Below are 24,949 nucleotides of genomic sequence, written 5' to 3'. Positions count from 1 at the left end.
AACGGAATAGGAGACGTCTGAAAACCACCCCAAAGCCGCCCAAAACCCGGCCCGACGCCCCCGGGGGGAAGCGTGGGCCGGGCCGCGCGGCCGCGCTGTCTTCAACCGGTGCCATTTTCCCATTGGAATACCGCTTCGAGCGGCTTGCCGAAAACATGGGCGATGCGAAACGCGACCTCTAGTGACGGCGAATATTTGCCCTGTTCGATCGCCGCGATCGTCTGGCGCGTCACGCCGACGCGCTCGCCAAGATCGCCCTGTGTCATCTCGCCCGCCAGAAAGCGCAGGGTGCGGATGTCGTTGGTGAAGGGGAGTCTAGCCATGTTGGTCCCTCCAAAGGCAGAGTGTCATTGCGGCCAGCGGAACGAAGTCCGGAAGCGGGCCGCGAAAATGGTGGCCGTAGTCGCAAATGACGCCGATCAGCGTCAGCCATCCGATTTGTTCGATCAGCAGCATGTGCGAATCCCAGCTCAAAGGTCAGCAAAGGCGCTCAGGACCGCCGATACAGCCAAATCTGCGATCCGATCCGCACGAGTTCGGACAGCACGACCATCGCCAGCAGCAGGTTGAGTAGGATCGCGGGCGGCGCGCCGGTGAAGATCAGCCCGATGCAGGCCCAGGTACCAACGACCATCGGATAATAGGCCAGATGCGTTCCGCGCCAGTGGATCGCGCGGTCGCGTTCATCTTCGGCCAGATTCACTTCGCTGCGGTTGCGGATTGCCATGATCGCGGTCGCCACGGTCATGGCGACGATGATTCCCAGCGTCAGCGGGATGAGCATGCCGCCCGCGGTCCACAGCGCCCCGGGCGATGCAGCATCGCGCCAGGGAAAGGCCAGAAAATACCAGCCAAAGGCGAGCAACATGGTGACGAAGGCCACCCAGTGAATTTTCTCGCGAAACGCCATGTCAAACTCCATGTCATATGATTCGAACTCAATGTCTAATATTCTTAACATTGAGTCAACCGTCAATGACATCACCGGGCTTTGCCGCTTTCGCACCGCAACATAAGCCGCTAAGCCCGCATCCTATGTCCACGCTGCCCAAAACGCTCACCCTCGACACCTCCACCAGCCGCGCCAATCCGACGCCGCAGCCGATGAAGCGCCTGACGGTGCCGCGTATCCGCCAGCGCAAGGGTGGCGAGCCGATCGTCATGCTGACCGCCTATACGGTGCGTATGGCGCAGCTGCTCGACCCGCATTGCGACATGCTGCTGGTCGGCGATTCGCTGGCGCAGGTGATCTATGGCCTGCCGCATACGGTCGGGGTGACGATGGACATGATGGCGCTGCACGGCGCCGCGGTCGTGCGCGGCAGCTATCACGCTGCGGTGATCGTCGACATGCCGTTCGGCAGCTATGAGGGCAGCCCCGAACAGGCGTTCGACAATGCTGCGCGGTTGCTGAAGGAAACCGGCGCCGCCGCGGTGAAGGTCGAGGGCGGCAAGGTGCTGGCGCCGACGATCGAATTCCTGACCCAGCGCGGCATCCCGGTGATGGGTCATGTCGGGCTGACCCCGCAGGCGGTCAACATCCTCGGCGGTTATGGCGTGCGCGGCAAGAGCGAGGAAGAAGCCCGCTCGATCGTCGAAGATGCGGTTGCGGTGGCGCAGGCCGGGGCGTTTTCGATCGTGATTGAGGGCGTGCTCGAATCGATCGCGATCGAGATCACGAACAAGGTAGATTGCCCGACGATCGGGATCGGCGCGTCGGCACAGTGCGACGGGCAGGTGCTGGTCACCGACGACATGCTCGGCATGTTCGAACGCGTTCCCAAATTCGTGAAACGATACCAGGACATGGCGGGCGTCGTCAGCGGTGCGGTCAAGGACTATGCCGATGAAGTCAGGTCTCGTTCATTCCCGACCGAGGATCAGACCTACGCGGGTTGAGACGGCGCGCGGTACCGATCAAGGCACAGTGAATCGCTTGGCCTTTTTCGACGCCGTCGCTAAGGAAGCCGCGGCCCCAGAGCCATGAATGACAAATGGAGGTTTGATTGGCCCTGAGCCCGACCAACGATGCCGCGCTGTTGCAAGAAGTCGACGAAGCCGTCCGCAAGGACCGGCTGGACACGATCGTGCAGCGCTATGGCCGCTGGATTTTCGGCGGGGTAATCGCCGCTTTGCTGGCCTTCGGCGGTTATCTGTACTGGAGCCATCGCCAGGATGCCGCGCGCGGGGAGCAGGCCGAAGAATTGATCGCCTCGTTCCAGAAACTGTCGACGAACCAGCCGCGCGCCGCCGCCGCCGAACTTGAAAAGATCGCGGCGGAGGGCGATCCCGCCTACCGCGCGGTCGCGATGATGCAGCAGGCAAATATCAAGGCGCAGGGCGGCGACCTGAAAGCCGCTGCCGCGCTGATGGCGAAAGTCGCTGCCGACACCAAGCTCGATCAGGCGCTGCGCGACCTGGCGCTGATCCGCCAGACCGCGTTCGAATATGACAGTCTGAAACCCGAAGCGGTGATCGCGCGCATGAAGCCGCTGGTCGATGCCAAGGATCCCGTGTCGAGCTGGTTCGCCAGCGCCGCCGAACTGTCCGCGACCGCCCATTATCAGCTCGGCCAATATGATCAGGCAGGCGCGCTTTATGGCCGCATCGCCAAATCGCCCGGCGTGGCCAAATCGCTGCAATCGCGGTCGGTGCAGATGGCGGGCATGCTCGGCGTCGATGCGGTCGCCGACCGCGCGGACGAAAGCGCCGCAGAGGACCAGAAAGGCAATGCCGCGCCGAAGGCAGCGGCAGCCGCCCCAGTTGAGGAAGCCAATTAATATGCGGAAGACGCGTTACGGATTCTATGCGGCGCTGCTGGCGCTGCCTCTCGCGGGTTGCGGCGTGCTGAAGGGCGACGGCGGCCCCAAGACGCCGACCGTCGGCGAGCGGGTGTCGATCCTGTCGAACGACAATAGCATCAAGGTTGATCCGGCAACCGCGGCGATCGCCGTCGTCCTGCCCGAACCCGCGGTCAACGCCGCTTGGGCGCAGTCGGGCGGCAACGCATCGAAATCGATGGGCCACCCGGCGCTCGGCGCGACGCGCAGCAAGCTGTGGCAGGCGAATATCGCCGGCAGCAACAAGAAGCAGCGACTGGCCGCTTCGCCGGTGATCGCCGACAACCGCCTGTTTGCGGTCGATACCGAAGCGGTCGTTCAGGCGTTTGCCGCCGACACCGGGGCGCCGCTGTGGCGCACCTCGATCGGCAGCACGGGCAAGGATTTCAAGGACTCGCTGTTCGGCGGCGGTGCCGGGGTCGACGGCAATGTCGTCTATGCAACCAGCGGCGTCGGCGACGTTGCGGCGCTGAATGCCGCCGACGGATCGGTGATCTGGAAGGTGAAGCCCGCGGGGCCGCTGCGCGGCGCGCCGACGATTGCCTTTGGCGGTGTCTATGTGATCAGCCAGGACAACCAGATCATCGCGCTGAATGCCGCGAACGGAGCGGTGCTGTGGCAGGCGACCGCTTCGCTCGAACCCGGCAGCGTGTTCGGGGCGGCGTCGCCCGCGGCGGGGCAGGGGACGATCGTCGCCGGCTATTCGTCGGGCGAAGTCCAGGCCTATCGGTACGAAAATGGTCGCGACCTGTGGGAAGATGCGCTGGCGCGCACCTCGATGGCGCTGTCGGTTTCGACGCTGACCGACGTCGATGCCGACCCGGTCGTCGACAATGGCCGCGTCTTTGCGCTGGGCCAAGGCGGCCGCATGGCGAGCTACGAGCTCCTCACCGGCCAGCGCAGCTGGGAAATCTCGATCGCGGGCATTTCGACGCCTTATGTGGTCGGCGAATGGGTCTATGCGATGACCGACGACGGCAAGCTGCTGTGCGTCGCGCGCACGACGGGCAAGGTGCGCTGGCTGCAACAGCTCGCGCGCTTCCGCGTCGAAACCGAAAAGAAGAAGAAGGATCCGATCCGCTGGACCGGCCCGATTCTGGCCGGTGGCCGCCTGATCGCGGTCAACAGCGAAGGGATGATGCAGGAATTCTCGCCGACCGACGGCTCGCTGCTCGGGTCAACCGAATTCAAATCGTCGCTTTCGCAGGCGCCGGTGGTGGCGAACAATATTTTATATATTTTGGCGGATGACGGGCAAATCACGGCCTGGCGCTGACAAGCGTCCGGGCCGGGGCGGCCCGGCGCAACAACAGGGATAAATTGTCATGTCGCGATTCGCGACGATCGCCATTGTCGGCCGCCCGAATGTGGGCAAATCGACGCTGTTCAACCGGCTGGTCGGCAAGCGGCTGGCGCTGGTCGACGACCAGCCCGGGGTGACGCGCGACCGGCGTGAGGGCGACGCCAAGCTGCTCGGGCTGGAATTTCGCATCGTCGACACCGCGGGCTTCGAGGATCAGGATGCCGCGACGCTGCCCGGACGGATGCGTGTCCAGACCGAAAAGGCGGTGCGCGAGGCCGATGCCGCGCTGTTCATGATCGATGGCCGTGCCGGGGTCACGCCGCTCGACGAGGAAATCGCGCGCTGGCTGCGCAGCGAGGACACGCCGATCATCCTGCTGGTCAACAAGGCGGAGGGCAAGCAGGGCGAGAATGGCTTGATGGAAAGCTATTCGCTCGGCTTCGACAATCCGATCGCGCTCAGCGCCGAGCATGGCGAAGGCGTCGTCGACCTGTTCGACGCGCTGCGCCCGATCGTCGAGCCGTTCGATGCGATCGAAGACGACGTTGCTGCCGCAAGCGATGAGGATGAGGACGCCCCGCTCGGCCCGATGAAGCTCGCGATCGTCGGGCGGCCGAATGCGGGCAAGTCGACCTTGATCAACCGCATGATCGGCGAAGACCGGCTGATCACTGGCCCCGAGGCGGGCATCACCCGCGATTCGATCCGCGTCGACTGGCAATGGGAAAAGGACGGCGAGGTCCACGAAATCCAGCTGTTCGACACCGCGGGCATGCGCAAGCGCGCCAAGGTGGTCGACAAGCTCGAAAAATTGTCGGTCGCCGATGCGCTCCATGCGGTCGATTTCGCCGAGGTCGTCGTGCTGCTGCTCGATGCGACCAAGGGGCTGGAGGCGCAGGATCTGCGCATTGCCGACAAGGTGCTGCAGGAAGGGCGCGCGCTGATCGTCGCGCTCAACAAATGGGATGTCGCCGAGGAGGCGTCGGCGCTGTTCAACGGCGTGCGAAACGCGCTCGACGATGGGCTCAGTCAGGTCAAGGGCGTCCCCGTGCTCACCGTTTCGGGCGCGACGGGGAAGGGCATCGACACATTGGTGCGCGTCGCGTTCGAACAGCGCGCGATATGGTCGGGCCGGGTATCGACGGCGCGGCTCAACCGCTGGTTCGAGGGTGCGGTGGATGCCAACCCGCCGCCCGCGCCCGGCGGCAAGCGGATCAAGCTGCGCTATATCACCCAGGCACGGACGCGGCCGCCGACCTTTGTCGTGTTCGGTTCGCGCACCGATAGCCTGCCGGGCAGCTATGAACGCTATCTGGTCAACGGCATGCGCAAGGAACTGGGGTTTCAGGGCGTGCCGGTGCGGCTGAACTTCCGCAATTCGCGCAACCCCTATGACGAATAGAGCGTCGGCGCTGGTCGTCGATGCGCGGGGGATGCGCTGCCCCTGGCCCGCGCTGCGGCTGGCGCGCGCAATGCGCGATTCTGCCGAAGTGCAGCTGATCGCCGATGATCCGCAGGCCGGGCGCGAAGTGACGGCGCTGGCCGCCGAACATGGCTGGACGGTCGAGGTCGAGGCGGCGGCCGACGATGCCCAGCGCTGGCGTGTGCGTCGCCGCTGACCCAAAATGGGGCGGCTTTGGTGGCAAAGGCCCGCCGTCGTAACGTCTTTTTTACCCAAACTGGGCATGTGTCGGGCGGGACCACGACCGAATTTGAATACCAAGGGACACGACATTGGACGAAGTGCTGGTCGATTGGGATGAATTCCGCGCCACGCGCACCCAGCTGGGCGCCGCGTTTGTCCGGATTCTGGGCTATTTTCGCGAAGACGGCACCAAATCGGTGGCGGCGATCGAGGACGCCATGCGCGCCCGCGACGCGCGCGGGCTGGTCATGCCCGCGCATACGCTGAAAAGTGAAGCGCGCCAGTTCGGCGGCGAAAGACTGGGTGCGGTCGCCGAGGACATCGAAATGTTCGCGCGCCACTGTGTCGAAAGTCAGATCAGCCCCGAGGAATATCTGCCGCGCGTCGTCGAACTGCGCCAACTGTTCGAAGAAACGCTGAGCGCGCTGGAGCGCGAGGCCAATCCGCTGGTCCAACGCCGCCCTACCGGGTTCGGCCGCGCGGTCGGTTACTGAACCGGCGGCGATTTCCGCATCGGCTGAACCGCACCGCGCGACAGGCTGCGCCACAGCCATTCGAACGGGCCATAGTGAAAACGGTCGAGCCACGGCTTCGACCACAAGAGCATGGCCGTCCACATGCCGAAGCAGAAAAGATAGAGCGCAGCGCGCCCGACGCTGCCGAACAGCCCCAGCCCATAGCCGTAAAAGATCGTCGTCATCACGATCGAGGTGACGAGATAGTTGGTGAACGCCATGCGGCCCGCGGCGGCGAGCTGCTCGCGCACGGCGTCGCTGGCCACCGACTTGATCAAGAGCATGATCAGCGCGATCCAGCCGACCGTCAACAGCGTGTCAAAGGGGATCGATAGCGCGAGCGAAGCGCCGAAAATCGCCACCGCGTCATAGCCTGAGCGCATCTGATACAGCGCCAGCATGACCAGCGGCGGAATCGCGATCAGGAAGCAGGCGATCGCCCATTTGCGATAGCGCGCGATCGGCCAGTCGCCGGTCAGCATCCGCGATTTGAACAGCGCCATGCCGATCAGCATCAGCCCCATCGCCTCCCACAGGAACATGCCGACGAAATAGAGCGGATCGCCAGCCATCGCGCTGGTACGATGTCCAACAATGCTGGCGTAGCTGCCGAGGTAGAGCGCCGTCTCTTTGCCATAGGTCGGCGTCGACGGACCCATATCGGCGTTCATCTGCCGCAGCGCTTCCTGCATCTCTGCCGCGGCCTCGGCAGGAAGCCCACCAGCCTGCGCCATCGACAACATGGCCCACAGGCTCGCCGGCAAGCCGATCCCGACAAGGAAAAACGGCAGCGACCAGAGCAGCAGCGCCTTTGCCGACAGGTTGCGGAACAGGAACAGCAGCAGCCCGCAAATCGCATAGAGGAACAGAATGTCGCCGAACCAGACCAGATAGAAATGCGCGAGGCCGAACAGCGCCAGCCAGAACATGCGCGAATAATGGGCGCCGGCGGGATTGCGCCCGGCCATCGCCGCGCTGTCGATCACCAGCAGCGTGCTGGCGCCGAACAGCAGCGAAAACATCCCGCGCATCTTGGAATCGACAAAGACGAAATTGAAGAACCAGGTCGCGAGGTCGATGTCGCTCGGCGGCCCGCCCGCGGCGGGATTGGAATAGGCCGGAAAGGGGAGCGCAAAGGCTACGATGTTCATCGCCAAAATGCCCATCACCGCAACTCCGCGGATCGCGTCGAGCGAGACGAGGCGGCCGGGCAAAACGGGTTGATCTTCGCGCATGCCGCTCTCCATCTGTACTAGTTCTATACTACAGCCAGGTGGTGATCTGGTCGAGCGGCTTTTTCCGTGTCGCATAGACGGGAACGGTGGCGTCGGGCGCGGGGTGGCCGGTCACGATCAGCATCAGCGGCTTTTCGTCGGCAGGGCGCCCGCAAATCTCGCGCAGGAAACCCATTGGCGACGGCGTGTGGGTCAAGGTCGCGAGCCCCGCGCTGTGCAGCGCGGTGAGCAGCAGGCCGCACGCGATGCCGACGCTTTCGGTGACATAGTAATTCTGCCGCGTGTCGCCGGGATCGATGCCGCCGCGCCGCTGTCCGAATACGACGATCAGCCAGGGCGCGACATCGAGAAAGCCCTTGTCCTCATCGGTCCCCAGCGGCGCGAGCGCCTCCAGCCATTCCTGTCCCGCCCGGCTCGCATAGAATTCGCGCTCCTCGGCTTCCGCGGCCATGCGGATCTGGTGCTTGATGGCGGGGCTCGAAACCGCGGCGAAGTGCCACGGCTGGTGGTTGGCGCCGCTCGGCGCAGTTCCGGCGGCGGCGATCGCGGCTTCGATCACCGCGCGCGGGACCGGGGTGTCGGCGAACATCCGGCACGTCCGACGCGCCGCGACATGATTGCGAAACGCCTCTGCTGCGGCGACGCGGTCGGCGTCGGTGATCGAGGGCAGGGCGGTATAGGGGATGGTGGCGTGCGGTTTCATGATCGACGGTCTATCGTCGATGCGACGATCTCGCCAGCTTCCGTTTACCGACTATTGACATTTGTGTCAGTAGTGCTATCTGACAATCCGCAACCGACCCTAACGAGACCCGCCATGACCCCGACCATCTTCTCCCACCCCGACCGCAAGATGCCGACCTTTCGCCCGTTCAAGGCGCTGTCGCATTTCCGCAAGCTGATCAAGGACAAGGAAGACACCGAACAGGTGTTCCACATCTTCGAAAGCCTGCCGCGCAAGGGCTTCATGGACGACGCGCGCGCTTTTGTCGAAAGCGAAAAGGGTCGCCAGTTGATGGCGAGCGAACCCTATCTGCCCGACCTACTCGACGATCATGCGTGGATCGATGCGCTGCCCGAGGGCAGCGTTGGTCACGCCTATGTCACCTTCATGCGCCGCGAAGGACTGTCGGCGGCGGGTCTAGTGGCCGAGGCCGACAAGATGGGCCGCCCGAAATTCGACGATCAGGTGCAATGGTATGCCAATCGCCTGCGCGACACGCATGATTTGTTCCACATCCTGACCGGCTATGGCCGCGATGCGCTGGGCGAACAGTGCGTGCTCGGCTTCACCTATGGCCAGACCGGCAATTACGGAAATTTCTTCATCGCCTATGCCGGCGGTTACGAGGTGAAGCGCAGCGTCAAGGCCAATGCCCCCGTGTTCGGCGCGATCCGCCAGGGACAGCGCCATGGCAAGGCGGCGAAGGCGATCATCGAACAGGACATCCGCGCGCTGCTCGCCGAACCGCTCGATGCCGCGCGGGCGCGGCTCGGGATCGGCGAGCCGACGCTGTATCAGGAAGCGCACCGCGCGTACCGCAGCCGCGGTATCGATCCGTATAATTTCCTGGCCGCGCCGCAGGCGATGGCGGCCTGAACCAGATCCTCCGTGTCGCGCAGCGATGGGGAGGGGGACCGCTCATCGCAGATCAGTGGTGGAGGGGCCGCGCCGTTGGCGCCAAAGCCCCTCCGTCAGCGCTTCGCGCTGCCATCTCCCCATCGCTACGCGACAGGGCGGATCGTCAGCCCGCCAGCTTGGCGATCAGCGCCTGTGCCGCCGCGGGGTTGCGGACCTTTGCGCCCGAAATGAAGAAGAGAAAGACGTCGCGGTCGCCCTTGGCCCAGTCTTTTGCTTGAGCCGCCCAACGGTCTAGCGTCTTGTCGTCATAGCCCGTCTCGATATCCTCCTGACTGCGCTGGAGCCGGGCATAGGTGAAATCGGCGGTCTGTTCTTCGATGCACGGAAATTCGTCGCTGTCGGCAAAGACGACCGCCATGTTGCGCTCGCGCGCCAGGTCGATGAACGCCGGGTCGCGGAAGCTTTCGTGGCGGACCTCGATCGCGTGGCGGAGCGCAAGGCCGCCTTGGCTGTCGGGCAGCAGGTCGAGGAAGCTGGCGAAATCGTCGCGGTCGAACTTCTTCGTCGCCATGAACTGCCAGTGGATCGGGCCAAGCCGGTCGCCGAGCCGCGTCAGCCCCTGCGTCAGGAATTTCTCAATCGATGCGGCGCCCTCGGCGAGCACCCTGCGGTTGGTGCAAAAACGTGACGCCTTGACGCTGAACTTGAAGCCGTCGGGAACCGCCGCCGCCCAGCCCGCGAACGTCTCGGGCTTCTGGCTGCTGTAATAGGTGCCGTTGATCTCGATCCCGGTCAGATGCTGCCCGGCATATTCGAGTTCGCGTTTCTGCGGGTGCTTGGGAGGGTAAAAGGTGCCGCGCCAGGGCTCGTAGGTCCAGCCGCCGATGCCGATGTGGATGGTCATCTGTCCGTTATCTCCACCATTATCGTCATCCCGGCGAAGGCCGGGATCTCATCGTCGCGCCATGCCGCACCGGCGAGATTCCGGCCTTCGCCGGAATGACGGGGTGGGGTTGTTACGCCAAAGCCGCGTCGGCGCCCATCAGGTTCGGGAAAAAGCCCTCATGCGCTTCGCGAAGTTCCGCCAGCGTGACCTGATGATCGCTGCCTTCCAGCTCGAACACGATGCGATCCTTGATCGTGCGGCCGACCGGATCGACCGGCACGTCGGCACGGCCCGCGGCGTCGAGGAAGTCGGCGAGGCAGGTGTCGCACACCGTCACGAGGTAAAGCCCCTGATCCTCACCGAAGAAGCTCTCGGCGACGCCGAACGGCTGTTCTTCGCTCACCAGCACGCCGATGTTCGACTTCAGCGCCATTTCGGCGAGCGTCACCGCCATGCCGCCGTCGGACACGTCGTGGCACGCGGTGATCCAGCCTGCGTTGATCGCGGTGCGGATGAAGTCGCCGGTGCGCTTTTCGCAGCGCAGGTTCACCTGGGGCGGCGGGCCTTCTTCGCGGCCATGGATTTCGCGCAGCCACACCGACTGGCCGAGATGGCCGGCGCGTTCGCCGACCGCGAGCACGATGTCGCCCGTGCGTCTGAAACCGATGCCGACCGCCTTGTTAAGATCCTCGATCACGCCGACGCCGCCGATCGCGGGGGTGGGCAGGATCGCGCTGCCGCCGCCGGTCGCCTTGCTCTCGTTATAGAGGCTGACGTTGCCCGAGACGATCGGATAGTCGAGCGCGCGGCATGCCTGCGCCATGCCGTCGAGACAGCCGACGATCTGCCCCATGATCTCGGGGCGCTGCGGGTTGGCGAAGTTGAGGCAGTTGGTAATCGCGAGCGGGGTCGCGCCGACGGCGCTGATGTTGCGCCAGGTTTCGGCAACCGCCTGCTTGCCGCCCTCGACCGGGTCGGCGTAACAATAACGCGGGGTGCAATCGGTGCTCATCGCGAGCGCGCGGTTGGTGCCGTGGATGCGGACCAGCGCGGCGTCGCCGCCGGTTTGGAGCGTGTCGGCGCCGACCTGGCTGTCATATTGCTCCCAGATCCAGCGGCGGCTGGCGATGTCGGGGGTGCCCATCAAGGTCTTGAGGTCGGCGGCGACGTCGGTCGTTTCCGGGACGTTGGTCAGTTCGGGCTGCTTCGGCGTCGGGACGTGTGGGCGGTCGTAGAGCGGCGCGTCGTCGGCGAGCGGGGCGAGCGGGATGTCGCAGACGATCTCGCCATGATGCTCGAGCACCATGCGGCCGGTGTCGGTCACGGTGCCGATGACCGCGAAGTCGAGTTCCCATTTGTGGAAGATCGCTTTCGCAAACTCTTCCTTGCCGGGCTTCAGCACCATCAGCATGCGTTCCTGCGATTCGGACAGCATCATCTCATAGGCGGTCATGCCGGTTTCGCGCTGCGGCACATCGTCCATCTTGAGGTGGAGGCCAACGCCGCCCTTCGACGCCATTTCGACCGACGAGCTGGTGAGGCCAGCGGCACCCATGTCCTGGATGGCGACGATCGCGTCCGACGCCATCAGTTCGAGGCACGCCTCGATCAGCAGTTTTTCGGTGAAGGGATCGCCGACCTGCACCGTCGGGCGCTTCTCCTCGGCATCCTCGCCGAAGTCCGCCGATGCCATGGTCGCACCGTGGATGCCGTCCCGGCCGGTCTTCGAGCCGACATAGACGATCGGATTGCCGACGCCCGATGCGGCCGAATAGAAGATCTTGTCCTGCTCGGCGACGCCGACGGTCATCGCGTTGACGAGAATATTGCCGTCATAGGCCTTGTGGAAATTGACCTCGCCGCCGACCGTGGGAACGCCGACGCAATTGCCATAGCCGCCGATGCCGTGGACGACGCCCGAGATGAGGTGCTTCATCTTCGGATGGTCGGGGCGACCGAAACGCAGCGCGTTGAGGTTGGCGACGGGGCGCGCGCCCATCGTGAACACGTCGCGCAAAATGCCGCCGACCCCGGTCGCCGCGCCCTGATAGGGTTCGATGTACGACGGGTGGTTGTGGCTCTCCATCTTGAAGATCGCGGCGAGCTTCTTGCCACCTGCGCCTTCGCCGATGTCGATGACGCCGGCATTTTCGCCGGGACCGCAGATCACCCAGGGCGCTTCGGTGGGCAGTTTCTTCAAATGGATGCGCGAGCTTTTGTAGCTGCAATGTTCGGACCACATGACCGAAAAGATGCCGAGTTCGACAAGATTCGGTTCGCGCCCGATCGCGGCGAGGACGCGATCATATTCTTCGGGCGAAAGCCCGTGTTCGGCGACGATTTCGGGGGTGATGGCGGGCGCGGGCTGAGTCATGGCGCGCCTTTAGCGATGTAGGCGCAAAACGAACAGACCCCATGATGCGAAAAGCACCATGGGGTCTGTGGTTGATCGGCGTCAGCGCGAAGCGAGTGTCGTCGCGGACTTGGTCAGCGGCGCGACGTCGCGCAGCGCAAAGCTGACCTGCTGCGACCCGACGGTGCCGCGCACGCGGTGCTGGCCGACGCGGAGCAGGAACGGCTTGCCGGTCCGTTCTTCGACGCCGCTGATGACGCGAACGTCGCCGACCCGGGTGACGGTGTAGCTGTAGCTGCTGCCCTTATGCTCGAACCGCTGCGTGGCGGGTTCGTCGGCACGGGCGATTGCGGGGGTGAACGCGAGCAGCGCGATGGCGGGGAGGAAGAATTTTTTCATGATGCAAGTCCTTGTTTACCAGAACAAAACTTGCCTTTACGCCCCTCTCTCTTGTGCAGTGCAGCATGCGTGGCCGCGCGCGGCGCGGCAATTGCAAAAAGCGGAATCGTGATTGCCGAAAGTGGAGCGGGCGTGGCGTTTATCCCTTCGAGAAGGACAAGAAGATGTTCCCCGGCGAAAGCCGGGGTCCAGGGCGTCCAAAAACAGGCGTTGCTCTATGGCGCTCTGGACCCCGGCTTTCGCCGGGGAACAGGAAAAGCCTGAAGGCCAAGCGGGGTCACGCGGGTCGCGGCAGCAGCGTCAGCACCAGCCAAGCCGCGGCGCCCGCGGCAAAACCGGTGGCGAGCGTCCCCCACGCGATGTCGAGCAAGGTCACCTTGGTCGACCAGATCTTCATCGTCGCATGGTTGGTGAGGTCGTAGGTCATGTAGCAGAAAAAGCCGAACATCGCGCCCCACTGCGCCGCGACCTGCCATTTGCCCGCCGCCAGCGCCGGGGCGACGGCGAAAATCTGGATACCCAGCATATAGAGCGCATAGAAGATCAGCGCCGGCGCCGGGCGCCAGCCATCCATCAGCAGCGCGCCGATTTCGGGGCGATAGACTTTCGTCAGCATCGTACGGAGCCAGACCGCGTCGAGAATACCAAAGATGATCGCGGTGGCGAAATAAGCAGCGACGGTTTGCAGGGTCATGACGGAGCTTTCGTCCTGGCGATCGGATGCGGGCAGCCTAGGCGGACGCGGTGCGACGTCAAGCCTGACCGCACTTGACCATTGGGGGGCGAAAGGGCCAAAGCAGGGCCATGACGGACACCCCCGACGCCGCTGCCGCGCCCGCCCCGGACCCTGCCATCGCCGCGCTTTCGTTCGAGGCCGCGATGGGCGAGCTGGAAACGATCGTGCGGCGGCTGGAAAGCGGCGATGTCAGCCTGGAGGAATCGGTGGCGCTTTATGAGCGCGGCCATGCGCTGCGCAGCCATTGCGAAGCGCGGCTCGCCGCGGCGCAGGCGCGGATCGAGCAGGTGAGCCTGGGCGCCGACGGGCGACCGGCGGGAACCACCCCCTTCGGCGAAAGCTGAACCGTCATGACGTCCCCCAGCGACGATCTTTCGAGCGGAACGCAGTTGCTGCTTGCCACGCAGGCCGAGGTGATGGCGGGCATCGACCGGCTGTTCGACCAGCTGCTGCCGGTTCCCAAGGACCCGCGCGCGCCGCTTTACGAAGCGATGCGGCATGCCGCGATTGCTGGCGGAAAGCGGCTGCGCCCGCTGCTCGTGCGCGCCGCGGGCGACCTGTTCCATGTCGATCGCGGGCTCAGCCTGCGCGTCGGCGCGGCGGTCGAGGCGATGCATGTCTATTCGCTGATCCACGACGATCTGCCGTGCATGGACGATGACGACCTGCGCCGCGGCAAGCCGACGGTGCACAAGGCGTTCGACGAGGCGACCGCGGTGCTCGCGGGCGATTCGCTCCATGCGCTGGCGTTCGAATGGCTGTGCGATCCAGCGACGAGCAGCGATCCGTTCGTGCGCGGTGAGCTCTGCTGCGAACTGGCGCGCGCCGCCGGGCCGGCAGGGATGGCGGGCGGCCAGATGATGGATCTCGCCGCCGAAATATCGAACTTCGACCTGCCGACGGTGACGCGGCTGCAACAGCTCAAGACCGGAGCGCTGATTGCCTTTTCGGTCGAGGCCGGGGCGATCCTGGCGCGCATTCCGCCCGAGGGACGGACCGCGCTACGCGCTTATGCGCGCGACATCGGGCTCGCCTTCCAGATCGCCGACGACATCATGGACGTCGAAGGCGACGAGGCGCTGGCGGGCAAGGCGCTGCACAAGGACGAGGCGGCGGGCAAGGGTACATTCGTCACGCTGATGGGACTGGAACGCGCCCGCGGACAGGCGACCGCGCTGGTCGACCAGGCGATCGGGCATCTGGCGAGCTTTGGCGACGAGGCGACGCTGCTCCGTGCCATCGCCCGCTATGTGGTGGAAAGGGACCGTTGATGCGCATTGGGGTCTATCCCGGAACCTTCGACCCGATCACGCTGGGGCATATGGACATCATCCGCCGCGGCGCGAAGCTGGTCGACCGGCTGATCATCGGGGTGACCACCAACATCGCGAAATCGCCGCTGTTCGACGACGATGAGCGGATCGCCATGGTGAAGGCCGAAGTCGCGGGCATCGAGGGGAATATCGAGGTTGTCGGCTTCAATTCGCTGCTGATGGACTTCGCCGACGCGCAGGGGGCGTCGATCGTCGTGCGCGGCATTCGCGGCGTCACCGATTTCGAATATGAGTATCAACTGACGGGCATGAACCGCCAGCTCAACGCCCGCGTGGAAACCGTTTTTTTGATGGCGGACGTCAGCCTGCAACCAATCGCGTCGCGGCTGGTCAAGGAAATCGCGATCTTTGGCGGCGACATCCACAAATTCGTGACGCCTTCGGTGCGCGACGCCGTCGTCGGGCGTATTGCCGAGCGCGGGCTGCTCCAGGGCGATCGCTGATACCGATCATTGAGCGTTCAGCTTTTTCCCGCTAGGGCGCGCCAACGGGGCGCAAGATCCGATTTTCTGACAGAGGCCGATCCAGCATGAAATTTTCTTTCCGCCCCATGATCTTCACGGCGATGGCGTTCGGTCTCGCGGCTTCGGCCGCCGCGCAAGAGGCGCCGCCCGCGCCGAACCCGATGCCCGAAACGGCGCAGCCCGTGCCGCCGACGGACGCCCCGCCACCGCCGGTCGATGTTCCGCCCGCGCCCGACGCCGGCGCTGCGACGGAGGCCGCACCCGCTGCCGCAGCGGCCCCGACGATGACGCCCGACCAGTACATCAACAACCCCGAATATATGCTCAACCTGGACCTTTCGACCGGTGGGCGGGTGGTGATCCAGCTTTATCCGCAGGTCGCCCCGAACCATGTCGAGCGCGTCAAGCAGCTGGCGCGCGCGGGCTTTTACGACGGGGTCAAATTCCACCGCGTGATTGACGGCTTCATGGCGCAGACGGGCGATCCGACCGCGACCGGGCAGGGCGGCTCGCAGCTGCCCGACCTCAAGGCCGAATTCAACGTCACCCCGCACCTGCGCGGCACGGTGTCGATGGCGCGTGCCGAAAGCGAAGACAGCGCGAACAGCCAGTTCTTCATCATGTTCCAGCCGCGCTTTGCGCTCGACAATCGCTACACCGCTTTCGGCCGCGTCATATCGGGTATGCAATATATCGATGCGATCCAGAAGGGCGAGCCGCCCGCGGTGATGTCGAGCATGGTGCAGGTGTCGGTCGCCGCCGACAACAAGCCGATGCCGCCCGCGTCGATGCTGGTCGAAGCGGCGCCGGCACCTGCGGCCGAGATCACCGCCGACCAGCTCAACGCCCCGATCCGGTAAGAGAGCCGCGCGCGATGCGCGTCGACGCCTTTGATTTCGACCTGCCGAACGAGCGCATCGCGCTGCGCCCGGCGCGGCCGCGCGATGCGGCGCGGATGCTGGTGGTCGATGGCGGGACGATCGTCGATGCAGGGGTCGGCGACCTGCCGACATGGCTGCGCCCCGGCGACTGCCTGGTGTTCAACGACACGCGCGTGATTCCTGCGCAGCTGGAGGGGCGGCGCGGCGACGCGCGGGTCGGCGCGACCTTGCATAAGCGGATCGACCTGCGCCGCTGGCAGGCGTTCGTGCGCAACGCGAAACGGCTACGCGTTGGCGAGACGGTCGATTTCGGCGCGGATGTCGCGGCCGTGGCCGAGGAACGCTTGCCTGACGGCAGCTTCATCCTGGCCTTCGCGGGGGACGAACCGGTCGAAGTGCTGCTCGAACGCGCGGGAACGATGCCGCTGCCGCCCTATATCGCGGGCAAGCGCGCGACCGACGACGACGATCGGTCCGATTATCAGACGATGTTCGCGGCCAAGGATGGCGCGGTGGCGGCGCCGACCGCGGCGCTGCATTTCACCCCGGGCTTGCTCGCGGCGCTGGAAATTGCGGGCGTCGCGACCGAAACGCTGACGCTGCACGTCGGCGCGGGCACCTTCCTGCCGGTGAAGGCCGACGATACCGACGATCATGTGATGCACGCCGAATGGGGGCGGATCGAGCCCGACACCGCGGCGCGGCTGAACGCGGTGCGCGCCGCGGGCGGGCGGATCATCGCGGTCGGCACCACCAGCCTGCGCCTCCTCGAAAGCGCCGCACAGGACGACGGCACGATCACGGCCTTCGCGGGCGACACCGCGATCTTCATCACCCCCGGCTACCGCTTCAAGGCGATCGACGGGCTGATGACCAATTTCCACCTGCCGAAGTCGACCTTGTTCATGTTGGTTAGTGCGCTGATGGGGCTGGAGACGATGCAGGCGGCCTATGCCCACGCGATCGCAAGCGAGTATCGCTTTTACAGCTATGGCGACGCCAGCCTGCTGCTGCCCAACCGCGCGGGATAGCGTTTTCGTCGCGCGCTGCGCGCGACCGTTCAGATTTCGATGATGATCTTGACGTTATCGGCGCTGATCGCGGCGGCTTCGGCGACCTGGGCCTTGGCACGCGCGACGACATCGCGCAGGCTGTGTGCCTCATCGATCCCCAGCAATTCGGTCACTTCGACGTTCAGAAGGATCGCCAGTGCCTTGATCCGCCCTGCCTTGGGCCGCGCCTTGTTCTGCTCCCACGCCGAGATCGACTGCTCGCTGACTCCCAGCTCGCCCGCAATTTCCAATTGCGTCAGCCGCCGGGCGGTCCGCAGGCGGTGGAGTCGGTCGCCAAAACTCTCGTCGGCGGGTTCGTTTGCAGGGACGTCCTCCGTGCGATCACCGCTGACGACGGCGCGAAGCTGCGCCGCGCTCAGCGTCGCGGATGAGATCGGGGTTTCGAACTGACAGCCATAGAGCGAACCGCTGACCCAGATGACCCTCGCGCGGGTCACCCCGGCATGCGGCAAGTCGATGTCGACGCGGTCGTCAACCGCGAGCGCGGCATCGCCTTCCAGCAACAGACCCGTCGCCGAGATATTGTGCACCGACACGTTCAGATCGCCGCCGCCAGCCCGGCCTTGCAGCCGCAGTCGCAACGTCCGCCGCGTGCTGCGCGCTGTGCCGCCTGACGGGGCTTTTTCGATAAATGCCGGGATTGCCATCGCGTCCATGATCGGTGCTCTGGGGTTAAGGCGGCGTTACCGGAACCGATATGCGGCCATGCGTGCGCGCTTGGCGACCGCCGTCGAGGCGCGATGCGCGGCGTTGCGGGCGGTGCCGACCCGGGCGGCGGGGCGCACGGCCAAGACCAGCTAAGTTAAAAGTTTAGTTTGCCTATCGCGCTCAGTTGACGCCGAGCTTTGTCAGGAGCGATCCGATTCGCGCGCCATCCGGCATCGCCAAAGCCCCGAGAATCCGGCGATTCCGCTTTTTTCCATGATATTAATGTGTTGTCGATCACTGTCTCAAAGGGGAACAGAGTCCCGATGCACGCCCGAAACGGGTTCAGCCGAATGGTATCGGCATTGCCAATGTAAATATTTTGTTTATTTTCTCTATCAGATTTGAACGATTCTTTGACCACCGGGGGTGGCGGGAACAAGAATAGCGCGCGGCGCGATGCCTTGGGGAAATCAGGCATCGGGCCCGGCATTGGGGTTTTTTGGCACATTGTCTTCACCGCAAGGTGGCGCGATTCGGCGCGGGGGCAGCTTTGATGCTGTTGTCGGCGGCCTTTGCCACCGCCGCCAGCGCCAAGGACATCCAGAACGTCCGCTCGCTCGACATCGCGGTCAGCGGCGCGATCCGCGCCCACTGCGCCATGGGCAACATCGGCAACATGGATTTCGGCAATCTGGAACGCCGCGGCCTCGGCGCCGAAACCCAGGTCGCGCTCGATTGCAATGTCCCCTTCACGATGACGATCAAGGGCGCGCGCGGCGGTCTGGCGCATACGACGATGCCCAACGGGCAGGGGCCGTACAGCGGCATGTTGCCGTACAGCCTGGCGGTCGAAATGCCGGTTCGCTTTCCGGCGCAGCAGACGATCAGCCGGTCTTTCAACAGCCGCCAGCTTTTGTCGGGCGGCGTCATTTCCAGCAACGGCGGCATCGCCACCGACGGCATGCGCCTGTCGGTCGACCTTGGCCAGCCTTCGGGCGAGGCCGGACTGCTGGCGGGCGATTATTCGGAGACGATCACGATCACCGTTTCCCCGCTTTGAAGAATTCGCCTGCGGCCTTTGTCGCGGGCGGACTTAAAACCGGCAGGGCAGGCACCGATGCCCTCCCGGTTCTCCGACCAACCGGTGCAAATATCACGCCCCGCCCGGCCTTGGGCGACGGCGTTATAATAGAGGGAAGAAGATTATGAAGAAGATCCTTAGCGGCGCCGTTGCCGCCATCGCTCTCGCCGCCGTCGCGACCCCGGCTGCTGCGCAGACCACCCAAGTGCACTATGCGGGTACAGCGCCGATCCCGTACACGATCACGAACCCCCAGAACGCGCCCTTTCCGCTCAACGTGATCGGTATTGCGGCTGGCGAACTTGGCGTAGATGACGGAGTCGGCACCCGCTACACGGTGCAGGCCGACGCGCCGAACACCACCGGCACGGTCGAAAACATCAGCCTGCAGTTCAACCTGACGGGTACGGTCCCGAAGGACTGCTCGTTCTACTCGGGCAATGGTTACACCAGCAACGTCCGCAACATCAGCTTCGGCGAAATCGGCATTCGCGCCGGCAACAATGAAAACGTCAATCAGGCGTTCGACATGGTCGGCCCGGCCGTTGCCGATATCGACACGCTGACCGCCGGTTGCAACTTCAACAACACCGTCAAGCTGGTGAAGAGCGACGTCCGCGGCTTGGTCAATGCCGCTCCGGGCGGTTACGACATCGACGAATTCCAGGCCAACATTCCGTATGAGGTTGTTGCGACCTGGACCGGCGTTGGCACTGGCGGTCCGGCTGTCGGTACCGGCCAGACGCTCGACGTTTCGACCACCGAACTGAGCGACCAGCTGGCGCAGGGCGCATGGCGTTCGGGCATGCACATCAAGATCACGGCGCCGGTTGCAGCCAAGGGTCTGGTCGCTGGTACCTACAGCGGCCACACCACGCTGACGCTGACGGCTTCCTGATTTCGGATAGTCCGTAAAGGGAAAGGGGAAAGAGCGATCTTTCCCCTTTCTTTATGAATAGCATGGATGATGCCGCCAGCGGCAGGGGATGGGGCTTATGACGGTTTTGGCGAGGTTGAAGCGTCGTGCACGCGCTTTGCTGGCGATATTCGCCGCGCTTACGCTGCTTGTCGTTAGCCCGGCCCTGGCGATGCGCGTATCGCCGATGGTGCTCGAAATGGAATCGCGCGGAAGCGATGCCGTTGCGCGTATCGAGGTCCAGAACGTCAATCAGGGCAATTTGGCATTTCAAACCCGAATTCTCCGGATGGATATCGACAAGGACGGCAACGTCACCGAGACGCCCGCCGACGATCAATTCCTCGTTTTTCCGCCGCAGGGTGTGCTGGCGCCGGGCGGCCGCCAGGTGATCCGCTTGCAATGGGTGGGAGATCCCAACCCGGAAACCTCGCAAGCCTTCTATGTTTCGGTCGAGCAATTGCCCGTCGCGCTCGAACCGTCGACGACCGAAGGCCTTGGTGCGCAGGTGCAGGTGCTTTATCATATGCGCGGGCTCGTCGTCGTTGCGCCGCCGGGTGCGACGCCCGACGTCAAAGCGAGCTCAGTCCATCAGCTGACCTATCAGCCGCCCGCACCGCCGGGATCCGACCAGCTTCCGCCGATGCAGGACGGGGTGGAAATCACCCTGCGCAATGCCGGCCGCCGTCATGCGATGATGGCAAATTTTGGCTGGCAACTGGAGGGTACAGGAAAAGACGGCAAGTGGTTGCGTGTCGATCTGTCACCTGAAGAGCTGAACCGCCTTGTCGGCTCTGGTTATGTTCCGGCGAGGGGCGAGCGGTCGTTCCGCGTTCCCGTTTCGGGCTTTGGCCCAGGACCGATCAAGCTGACCTTCGCTCAGTGAGGATAGCAGCCGCTCTCTGTTCTGTTGCGCTACCGGCGCTGTGTGCGAGCACAGCGGCGGCGCAGGTGTCGATTCCCTTGCCGCAGCGACCTGGGGGCCAAGGCCCAGCGACTGCGCCAACGGGCGCGCCTACCACGATTCCGCTGCCCGGAACGCCGATGCCGACACCGGCGCCGACGTCGCTGATTCCGCAGTTGCCGATCGGGCCGCACGGTCGGCCTGACATCAATCCCTATGACCGCGACATCGATATGACGGTGCCGCTGACGTTCCAGAACCGCAGCCTGGGTGATATCCCGATGCAGCTGACGGCCGACGACCGTTTTGCGCTCGACACGGCAACATTCATCCGGCTGATGCAGCCGATCTTGAACGACGAAGCACATGCAGGCCTGAGCAGTCGCCTTCAGGGTCTTGAAACCTTCGGCCCGGACGATCTCAGCAAGACGGGGGTGGAGCTTAACTACGATCCCAGCTCGCTCGCGGTCGTCGTCGTCGAGGTCATGCCCGATCAGCGCGCCACGCAGGATCTGTTCGCTCCGCCACGCGACGATCTGAATGACGTTTCGCTCCAGCCTGCGGGGCTCTCCGCTTTCTTGAATCTCAATCTGATCCAGACCTATATCTGGGAACTTGACCGGGCTGATCCGCCCACCGTCAATTTCGACGGCGCCGTTCGCTTCGGCGGGCTGGTTTTCGAAGGCGATGCACAATTTTCGCAGCAGTCCACGGCGAGCGGCGAAAAATACAAATTTGATCGTAATTATGCGCGTGTCGTGTTCGACCAGCCAAAACAATATCGTCGCTGGTTCCTCGGTGATCTTGATGTCGAAACGCGCGGGCAGCAGGGCTTTGTCCAGATGGGCGGGCTTGGCGTGCTGCGGCAGCAACGCCGGTTCAATGCGTTCCGCGCGGCCGTGCTCCAGTCGAATCGGCAGCTTGTCCTCCAGCGTGAATCAACGGTGCGTTTCATGCGGAACGGGTCGCTGTACCGCGAGGTTCGGCTGCAACCCGGACGCTATGACTTCAGCTCGCTGCCCTTGACGTCGGGCAGCAACGACATCGAGATTCAGGTTACCGACAATACGGGTGCCGTCCAGAATCTATCCTATCAGCAATATCTCGATCCGATCGATCTCGATCCCGGCGACTATGAATATGGCGCGTTCCTGGGTCCGATGAGTCGCCGGTTTGGCGGCGCTCCCGACTATCGGGGGCCGATTGTCTTTACCGGCTTTTTCCGCAAGGCCTTCTTCGACCGTCCCGCGCTCGGTGTCGGTTTGCAGTTGAGTGAACAGGTCCAGACACTGACCGGGCAGACCCAGTTCGTCCTGGGTAACGGCGGGCGGCTACTTCTCGACGGCGCGGCCAGCAATTCCAAATCGCAGGGGCAGGGTTTCGCCAGCGGCGTCAGCTATGAACATTTTTTCGATCGGGGTGGCTTGGCGGACAGCTTTTCGCTGAGGGCAGACTATATTTCGCCAAAATTCACGACGCTTGGAAATCCCGAGGGTAATAACTCGTCGGCTTATTCATTATCCGCGCAATATACGCATCAGTTCAGCCAAAAATTCCTGACGACCTCGACCGCTTCGTACCTGCGCGGACGAAATGGTTTGGGGAATAGCTATCGCGTTGGGACATCAGGGCAATACCGGATCGATAACCGGTGGTCGGTGCGCGCCGGCGTCGACTATGCCAAATTCCCGTCGAGCTTTAGTCAGGGCAAGGGTTTTAGCGTCAACATCGGCCTTGTCTTCCAGCCCGATTACCGGCGCCGCGCCGAAGCGCGGTACGAGAGCCGCGACAACCTAGGAGAGCTTTCCTATAACCAGAGCGGCCTTAACCAGCTCAGCAGCGTCGGATTTGGCGGCGTCGTGACCCGGCAGGACGGTAGCGCTCGCGCGCTCGGATATGCATCCTATTCCGGAAATCGTTTCGACGCATCGGTCAGCCACGCGACATTCGGTCCCAACCTGTCCAACGTCGCCGACATCAACGCCACGTCGGTTCGCGTCGGCACTTCGCTCGCCTTTGCCGACGGCGCGGTGGGTGTGGGGCGCCGCATCAACGACAGCTTCATGCTGCTCTATCCGCACAACAATCTGGGCAAGCGCAGTGTGGTGGCCGGTCAGTCGCTGGCCAAGAACGACTACATCGGTCGCAGCGGAGCGCTTGGCGCCGCGGTCAACAATTTCCTTGGCTCCTATGCGACACAGTCGGTTCAATATGATGTCGAGAATCCACCGGCGGGTTACGACATCGGTCCGGGTGTGTTTCGCGTCCATCCGCCTTACAAGAGCGGCTATGCGGCGCGGATCGGAACCGACGCTTTTGTGAGTGTGATGGGCACCCTTGTCCTCGCGGCTGACACGCCCGTGTCGTTGATCGGCGGGCGCGTGACCCTTCTTGATGTCAAGGACGGCGAAAGCCCGAAGCCGATTCCGTTCTTCACCAATTCGGTCGGACGCTTTGCGATTGCCAACTTGCTTCCGGGGCGCCGCTATCTGGTCGAAACCTATGGGCGGAATGGCACGATCGACCAGGCTTTCGAATTCGCCGTGCCGCCGGAAACCGATGGCCTCGTAAACCTTGGTATCGTTCGCCCCGGCTCGAAAAATTAGGAGGCAATATGCTGCGCCCAACCCTTTTCCTCGCCGCCGCCTTGATGGCAACGCCGCTTTACGCGCAGGCGTCGGCTCCGCGCGTGGCTGTTCCGGGCGCCGAATGTCTTATTCGGGTCAACGCGACGCCGACAAGCTGGCTGATTCAAGGCTATGATCCGTTCGACGGGGCCGTGCCTCAGGGCACCTTTAGCGTCACCTTTGTGAATGAGGGTACCGGCGAGTGCCGCTTCACGCCGACTTTTGAACTTGATCGGTCCCCCTTTGGTCTGTCGAAAGGCACCGGAAAGCCCATTGGTTATGCCTTGCTCAATTTGACCGATACGCAGGATGTAACCCCCCGGGCCGGGCGAACCCAGCGAAACCCGACGCAGCGAATGATCACGCTGGGGGCCAACGCATCGCGCACGTTGATGTACAAACTCGTCGCGGATCCCGACGATATTCGGGGTTCGGGTACCTTTACGCAAGACGTGAAGCTTGAGGCGCAGGATGAGAGCTTTCGCTCGTTCGGCGGCACGCGGATTGTCCTTGGCATCGATGTCCTGCCGTCGGCGCGGATCGGCCTTGCTGGTGCCTATACGATGAATGGCGGGTACGCGGTGGTCGATCTCGGCGAACTGCAGCCCGGGCCTGCGCAGGTACAGCTCAATCTTCTCGTCGCCAGCACTGGTTCCTATGACGTAAATGTCACGTCGACTAATTCCGGCCGCCTGCGGTTGGGATCGAGCGAGTGGTATGTGCCTTACAGCTTGGCGATTGGTGGTAATTCGCTCAATCTGTTGGGCGCGCGGACGATATCAGGAGCGTCGAACGACGGCCCTCGCCGCGACGCGCTGCCTATCCAGTTCGTTATCGGCAATACCGCCGACCGCCGCGCCGGGGTTTACAGCGACGTCATCTCGATCTCCGTGACCGCCCGCTGAATTGCTCGCTGCGCTCGCCGCTTCCATTATGGTTAGCGGACGGCAAACCAGCGCTTAACTTCATTTTATATCTGCATAACTAAACCCTCATCCGAAGCTTTGCCGAAGGGCGGAAAGGTTTGCGGATGTTCAGGAAATTCTCGCTCGGGATGGCGGCCGCGGTGATGGCGGTCGCGCCGACCGCCGCAATGGCGGCGACATACGGGTTCAACCTTAATCTGGTGGTCGCGGTGAACTGCACGGTGCAGCACCAGCCGACCGGCTTTGGCGCGATCAGCGGCGATGCGGTGTCGCTCGGCAGCTTTCGCGAATATTGCAACGCGCCCACGGGCTATGATCTGGTGATCAACTATGCACCGGGGTCGCTGGAGGGGACGCGGATCATCGCCGGCAACGACGAGATCATCCTGAACGGTTCGGGCCAGGCGATCCTGAGCCGCGCGTCGGGGCCGCGCATTCGCGAGCGTCCGATCGCGGCCGTGCCTGGCGACAACGGGTTCGACACCGACCGGTTCGAACTGAGGATCGTTCCCAGCTGACCAATTCCGGGGTCTGTTCGTGCGGGGGCGGTGGTCGTGTCCGATCTTTATTCTCGCACGACAATTCCAGACAATTATTCACG

The 24,949-nt window shown here is 63.9% G+C and carries 29 protein-coding genes; 18 read left to right on the top strand and 11 right to left on the bottom strand.

Features of this window, described 5'->3' with window-relative positions; all coding sequences use genetic code 11:
• Positions 1-101: 101 nt before the first annotated feature.
• Genes G9408_RS08620 through G9408_RS08610 form a run of 3 tightly spaced genes read right to left on the bottom strand, consistent with a single transcriptional unit; the run spans position 102 to position 910 of the window.
• Entirely contained in the window at positions 102-323 is a 222-nt protein-coding gene (locus tag G9408_RS08620) for a helix-turn-helix transcriptional regulator (RefSeq protein ID WP_168453633.1), read from the bottom strand.
• A complete protein-coding gene (locus G9408_RS08615; protein ID WP_168453632.1) occupies positions 316-456 on the bottom strand; it encodes a hypothetical protein in 141 nt (46 codons plus the stop codon). Before G9408_RS08615 ends, G9408_RS08620 begins: the two co-directional genes overlap by 8 nt.
• Before the next feature lie 34 nt (positions 457-490).
• Positions 491-910, bottom strand: coding sequence for a hypothetical protein (locus G9408_RS08610; protein WP_168453631.1), 420 nt, complete (start codon positions 908-910; stop codon positions 491-493).
• 125 nt (positions 911-1,035) lie between these two features.
• Here G9408_RS08610 and panB point away from each other — a divergent pair, with 125 nt between their 5' ends.
• From panB to G9408_RS08580, 6 genes are all read left to right on the top strand, one after another.
• Positions 1,036-1,899, top strand: a complete 864-nt coding sequence (gene panB, locus G9408_RS08605) for a 3-methyl-2-oxobutanoate hydroxymethyltransferase (protein ID WP_168453630.1) — start codon at positions 1,036-1,038, stop codon at positions 1,897-1,899.
• 107 nt (positions 1,900-2,006) lie between these two features.
• Positions 2,007-2,780 (top strand): tetratricopeptide repeat protein, encoded by a 774-nt coding sequence (locus G9408_RS08600; protein WP_168453629.1) that lies wholly within the window; start codon positions 2,007-2,009, stop codon positions 2,778-2,780.
• 1 nt (position 2,781) lies between these two features.
• Complete coding sequence (locus tag G9408_RS08595; protein ID WP_168453628.1) at positions 2,782-4,116, top strand: outer membrane protein assembly factor BamB family protein; 1,335 nt, start codon at positions 2,782-2,784, stop codon at positions 4,114-4,116.
• Between the two features lie 49 nt (positions 4,117-4,165).
• Entirely contained in the window at positions 4,166-5,545 is a 1,380-nt protein-coding gene (gene der / locus G9408_RS08590; protein ID WP_168453627.1) for a ribosome biogenesis GTPase Der, read from the top strand.
• Positions 5,535-5,762 carry a sulfurtransferase TusA family protein gene (locus G9408_RS08585; protein ID WP_168453626.1) on the top strand — a complete coding sequence of 76 codons (228 nt, stop codon included), beginning with the start codon at positions 5,535-5,537 and terminating at the stop codon, positions 5,760-5,762. The genes der and G9408_RS08585 overlap by 11 nt, the downstream gene beginning before the upstream one ends.
• Before the next feature lie 115 nt (positions 5,763-5,877).
• The gene (locus G9408_RS08580) at positions 5,878-6,282 is read left to right on the top strand and encodes an Hpt domain-containing protein (RefSeq protein ID WP_210423298.1); all 405 of its coding nucleotides are present in this window, start codon (positions 5,878-5,880) and stop codon (positions 6,280-6,282) included.
• Here the strand turns inward: G9408_RS08580 and G9408_RS08575 are convergent.
• Positions 6,276-7,538: a DUF418 domain-containing protein gene (locus G9408_RS08575; RefSeq protein WP_168453625.1), complete on the bottom strand. Its 1,263-nt coding sequence runs from the start codon at positions 7,536-7,538 to the stop codon at positions 6,276-6,278. The genes G9408_RS08580 and G9408_RS08575 overlap by 7 nt on opposite strands.
• 28 nt (positions 7,539-7,566) lie before the next feature.
• Positions 7,567-8,241: a nitroreductase family protein gene (locus G9408_RS08570; protein WP_120215467.1), complete on the bottom strand. Its 675-nt coding sequence runs from the start codon at positions 8,239-8,241 to the stop codon at positions 7,567-7,569.
• A gap of 114 nt (positions 8,242-8,355) precedes the next feature.
• Here G9408_RS08570 and G9408_RS08565 point away from each other — a divergent pair, with 114 nt between their 5' ends.
• Positions 8,356-9,138, top strand: coding sequence for a ubiquinone biosynthesis protein COQ4 (locus G9408_RS08565; RefSeq protein ID WP_235957641.1), 783 nt, complete (start codon positions 8,356-8,358; stop codon positions 9,136-9,138).
• Between the two features lie 145 nt (positions 9,139-9,283).
• On the opposite strand, the gene G9408_RS08560 is transcribed toward G9408_RS08565, so the two are convergent.
• The 4 genes from G9408_RS08560 to G9408_RS08545 all read right to left on the bottom strand — a co-directional run bounded on the left by G9408_RS08560 (position 9,284) and on the right by G9408_RS08545 (position 13,452).
• A complete protein-coding gene (locus tag G9408_RS08560; protein ID WP_168453624.1) occupies positions 9,284-10,024 on the bottom strand; it encodes a DUF72 domain-containing protein in 741 nt (246 codons plus the stop codon).
• A 112-nt stretch (positions 10,025-10,136) separates the two neighbouring features.
• A complete protein-coding gene (gene purL, locus G9408_RS08555) occupies positions 10,137-12,380 on the bottom strand; it encodes a phosphoribosylformylglycinamidine synthase subunit PurL (RefSeq protein ID WP_168453623.1) in 2,244 nt (747 codons plus the stop codon).
• Between the two features lie 81 nt (positions 12,381-12,461).
• Positions 12,462-12,758: a hypothetical protein gene (locus G9408_RS08550; protein WP_168453622.1), complete on the bottom strand. Its 297-nt coding sequence runs from the start codon at positions 12,756-12,758 to the stop codon at positions 12,462-12,464.
• Positions 12,759-13,035: 277 nt separating this feature from the next.
• Entirely contained in the window at positions 13,036-13,452 is a 417-nt protein-coding gene (locus tag G9408_RS08545) for a DUF2177 family protein (RefSeq protein WP_120218053.1), read from the bottom strand.
• 110 nt (positions 13,453-13,562) lie between these two features.
• On the opposite strand from G9408_RS08545, the gene G9408_RS08540 reads away from it, so the two are divergent.
• From G9408_RS08540 to queA, 5 genes are all read left to right on the top strand, one after another.
• Entirely contained in the window at positions 13,563-13,838 is a 276-nt protein-coding gene (locus G9408_RS08540; protein WP_168453621.1) for an exodeoxyribonuclease VII small subunit, read from the top strand.
• A 72-nt stretch (positions 13,839-13,910) separates the two neighbouring features.
• Positions 13,911-14,765: a polyprenyl synthetase family protein gene (locus G9408_RS08535; protein ID WP_168454079.1), complete on the top strand. Its 855-nt coding sequence runs from the start codon at positions 13,911-13,913 to the stop codon at positions 14,763-14,765.
• Complete coding sequence (gene coaD / locus G9408_RS08530) at positions 14,765-15,271, top strand: pantetheine-phosphate adenylyltransferase (protein ID WP_168453620.1); 507 nt, start codon at positions 14,765-14,767, stop codon at positions 15,269-15,271. The genes G9408_RS08535 and coaD overlap by 1 nt, the downstream gene beginning before the upstream one ends.
• Before the next feature lie 86 nt (positions 15,272-15,357).
• On the top strand, positions 15,358-16,152 hold the full coding sequence (locus tag G9408_RS08525) for a peptidylprolyl isomerase (protein ID WP_235957639.1): 795 nt from the start codon (positions 15,358-15,360) through the stop codon (positions 16,150-16,152).
• A 14-nt stretch (positions 16,153-16,166) separates the two neighbouring features.
• Positions 16,167-17,204: a tRNA preQ1(34) S-adenosylmethionine ribosyltransferase-isomerase QueA gene (gene queA, locus G9408_RS08520; protein ID WP_168453619.1), complete on the top strand. Its 1,038-nt coding sequence runs from the start codon at positions 16,167-16,169 to the stop codon at positions 17,202-17,204.
• Between the two features lie 29 nt (positions 17,205-17,233).
• Here the strand turns inward: queA and G9408_RS08515 are convergent, their stop codons facing one another.
• Positions 17,234-17,902: a helix-turn-helix domain-containing protein gene (locus tag G9408_RS08515; RefSeq protein WP_168453618.1), complete on the bottom strand. Its 669-nt coding sequence runs from the start codon at positions 17,900-17,902 to the stop codon at positions 17,234-17,236.
• A gap of 146 nt (positions 17,903-18,048) precedes the next feature.
• Positions 18,049-18,372: a hypothetical protein gene (locus G9408_RS08510; RefSeq protein ID WP_168453617.1), complete on the bottom strand. Its 324-nt coding sequence runs from the start codon at positions 18,370-18,372 to the stop codon at positions 18,049-18,051.
• Between the two features lie 45 nt (positions 18,373-18,417).
• Between G9408_RS08510 and G9408_RS08505 the strand changes: the two genes are divergently transcribed.
• From G9408_RS08505 to G9408_RS08480, 6 genes are all read left to right on the top strand, one after another.
• The gene (locus G9408_RS08505; protein WP_328804421.1) at positions 18,418-18,954 is read left to right on the top strand and encodes a hypothetical protein; all 537 of its coding nucleotides are present in this window, start codon (positions 18,418-18,420) and stop codon (positions 18,952-18,954) included.
• A gap of 145 nt (positions 18,955-19,099) precedes the next feature.
• Positions 19,100-19,873 carry a hypothetical protein gene (locus tag G9408_RS08500; RefSeq protein WP_168453616.1) on the top strand — a complete coding sequence of 258 codons (774 nt, stop codon included), beginning with the start codon at positions 19,100-19,102 and terminating at the stop codon, positions 19,871-19,873.
• A gap of 97 nt (positions 19,874-19,970) precedes the next feature.
• Entirely contained in the window at positions 19,971-20,777 is an 807-nt protein-coding gene (locus G9408_RS08495) for a fimbrial biogenesis chaperone (RefSeq protein ID WP_168453615.1), read from the top strand.
• A 251-nt stretch (positions 20,778-21,028) separates the two neighbouring features.
• On the top strand, positions 21,029-23,401 hold the full coding sequence (locus G9408_RS08490; RefSeq protein ID WP_235957637.1) for a fimbria/pilus outer membrane usher protein: 2,373 nt from the start codon (positions 21,029-21,031) through the stop codon (positions 23,399-23,401).
• Between the two features lie 8 nt (positions 23,402-23,409).
• Positions 23,410-24,327 carry a hypothetical protein gene (locus tag G9408_RS16575; protein ID WP_232014806.1) on the top strand — a complete coding sequence of 306 codons (918 nt, stop codon included), beginning with the start codon at positions 23,410-23,412 and terminating at the stop codon, positions 24,325-24,327.
• A 125-nt stretch (positions 24,328-24,452) separates the two neighbouring features.
• Positions 24,453-24,866, top strand: a complete 414-nt coding sequence (locus tag G9408_RS08480) for a hypothetical protein (RefSeq protein WP_168453614.1) — start codon at positions 24,453-24,455, stop codon at positions 24,864-24,866.
• Positions 24,867-24,949: the final 83 nt, after the last annotated feature.

The sequence above is a fragment of the Sphingopyxis microcysteis genome (assembly GCF_012274265.1).
Lineage (GTDB): Bacteria > Pseudomonadota > Alphaproteobacteria > Sphingomonadales > Sphingomonadaceae > Sphingopyxis > Sphingopyxis microcysteis.
This window is presented reverse-complemented; position numbering and strand designations above follow the sequence as displayed.

Excerpts from the sequence above, each read along its gene's own strand:
- G9408_RS08565 (WP_235957641.1), top strand. The coding sequence starts at position 8,356 with ATGACCCCGACCATCTTCTCCCACCCCGACCGCAAGATGCCGACCTTT.
- G9408_RS08550 (WP_168453622.1), bottom strand. The coding sequence starts at position 12,758 with ATGAAAAAATTCTTCCTCCCCGCCATCGCGCTGCTCGCGTTCACCCCC.
- G9408_RS08535 (WP_168454079.1), top strand. The coding sequence starts at position 13,911 with ATGGCGGGCATCGACCGGCTGTTCGACCAGCTGCTGCCGGTTCCCAAG.
- G9408_RS08500 (WP_168453616.1), top strand. The coding sequence starts at position 19,100 with ATGAAGAAGATCCTTAGCGGCGCCGTTGCCGCCATCGCTCTCGCCGCC.
- purL (WP_168453623.1), bottom strand. The coding sequence starts at position 12,380 with ATGACTCAGCCCGCGCCCGCCATCACCCCCGAAATCGTCGCCGAACAC.
- G9408_RS08480 (WP_168453614.1), top strand. The coding sequence starts at position 24,453 with ATGTTCAGGAAATTCTCGCTCGGGATGGCGGCCGCGGTGATGGCGGTC.
- G9408_RS08595 (WP_168453628.1), top strand. The coding sequence starts at position 2,782 with ATGCGGAAGACGCGTTACGGATTCTATGCGGCGCTGCTGGCGCTGCCT.
- G9408_RS08495 (WP_168453615.1), top strand. The coding sequence starts at position 19,971 with ATGACGGTTTTGGCGAGGTTGAAGCGTCGTGCACGCGCTTTGCTGGCG.
- G9408_RS08610 (WP_168453631.1), bottom strand. The coding sequence starts at position 910 with ATGGCGTTTCGCGAGAAAATTCACTGGGTGGCCTTCGTCACCATGTTG.
- der (WP_168453627.1), top strand. The coding sequence starts at position 4,166 with ATGTCGCGATTCGCGACGATCGCCATTGTCGGCCGCCCGAATGTGGGC.
- panB (WP_168453630.1), top strand. The coding sequence starts at position 1,036 with ATGTCCACGCTGCCCAAAACGCTCACCCTCGACACCTCCACCAGCCGC.
- G9408_RS08510 (WP_168453617.1), bottom strand. The coding sequence starts at position 18,372 with ATGCCTGATTTCCCCAAGGCATCGCGCCGCGCGCTATTCTTGTTCCCG.
- G9408_RS08575 (WP_168453625.1), bottom strand. The coding sequence starts at position 7,538 with ATGCGCGAAGATCAACCCGTTTTGCCCGGCCGCCTCGTCTCGCTCGAC.
- G9408_RS08515 (WP_168453618.1), bottom strand. The coding sequence starts at position 17,902 with ATGGACGCGATGGCAATCCCGGCATTTATCGAAAAAGCCCCGTCAGGC.
- G9408_RS08570 (WP_120215467.1), bottom strand. The coding sequence starts at position 8,241 with ATGAAACCGCACGCCACCATCCCCTATACCGCCCTGCCCTCGATCACC.
- G9408_RS08525 (WP_235957639.1), top strand. The coding sequence starts at position 15,358 with ATGAAATTTTCTTTCCGCCCCATGATCTTCACGGCGATGGCGTTCGGT.
- G9408_RS08490 (WP_235957637.1), top strand. The coding sequence starts at position 21,029 with ATGACGGTGCCGCTGACGTTCCAGAACCGCAGCCTGGGTGATATCCCG.
- G9408_RS08585 (WP_168453626.1), top strand. The coding sequence starts at position 5,535 with ATGACGAATAGAGCGTCGGCGCTGGTCGTCGATGCGCGGGGGATGCGC.
- G9408_RS08560 (WP_168453624.1), bottom strand. The coding sequence starts at position 10,024 with ATGACCATCCACATCGGCATCGGCGGCTGGACCTACGAGCCCTGGCGC.
- G9408_RS08540 (WP_168453621.1), top strand. The coding sequence starts at position 13,563 with ATGACGGACACCCCCGACGCCGCTGCCGCGCCCGCCCCGGACCCTGCC.
- coaD (WP_168453620.1), top strand. The coding sequence starts at position 14,765 with ATGCGCATTGGGGTCTATCCCGGAACCTTCGACCCGATCACGCTGGGG.
- G9408_RS16575 (WP_232014806.1), top strand. The coding sequence starts at position 23,410 with ATGCTGCGCCCAACCCTTTTCCTCGCCGCCGCCTTGATGGCAACGCCG.
- G9408_RS08620 (WP_168453633.1), bottom strand. The coding sequence starts at position 323 with ATGGCTAGACTCCCCTTCACCAACGACATCCGCACCCTGCGCTTTCTG.
- G9408_RS08545 (WP_120218053.1), bottom strand. The coding sequence starts at position 13,452 with ATGACCCTGCAAACCGTCGCTGCTTATTTCGCCACCGCGATCATCTTT.
- G9408_RS08615 (WP_168453632.1), bottom strand. The coding sequence starts at position 456 with ATGCTGCTGATCGAACAAATCGGATGGCTGACGCTGATCGGCGTCATT.
- queA (WP_168453619.1), top strand. The coding sequence starts at position 16,167 with ATGCGCGTCGACGCCTTTGATTTCGACCTGCCGAACGAGCGCATCGCG.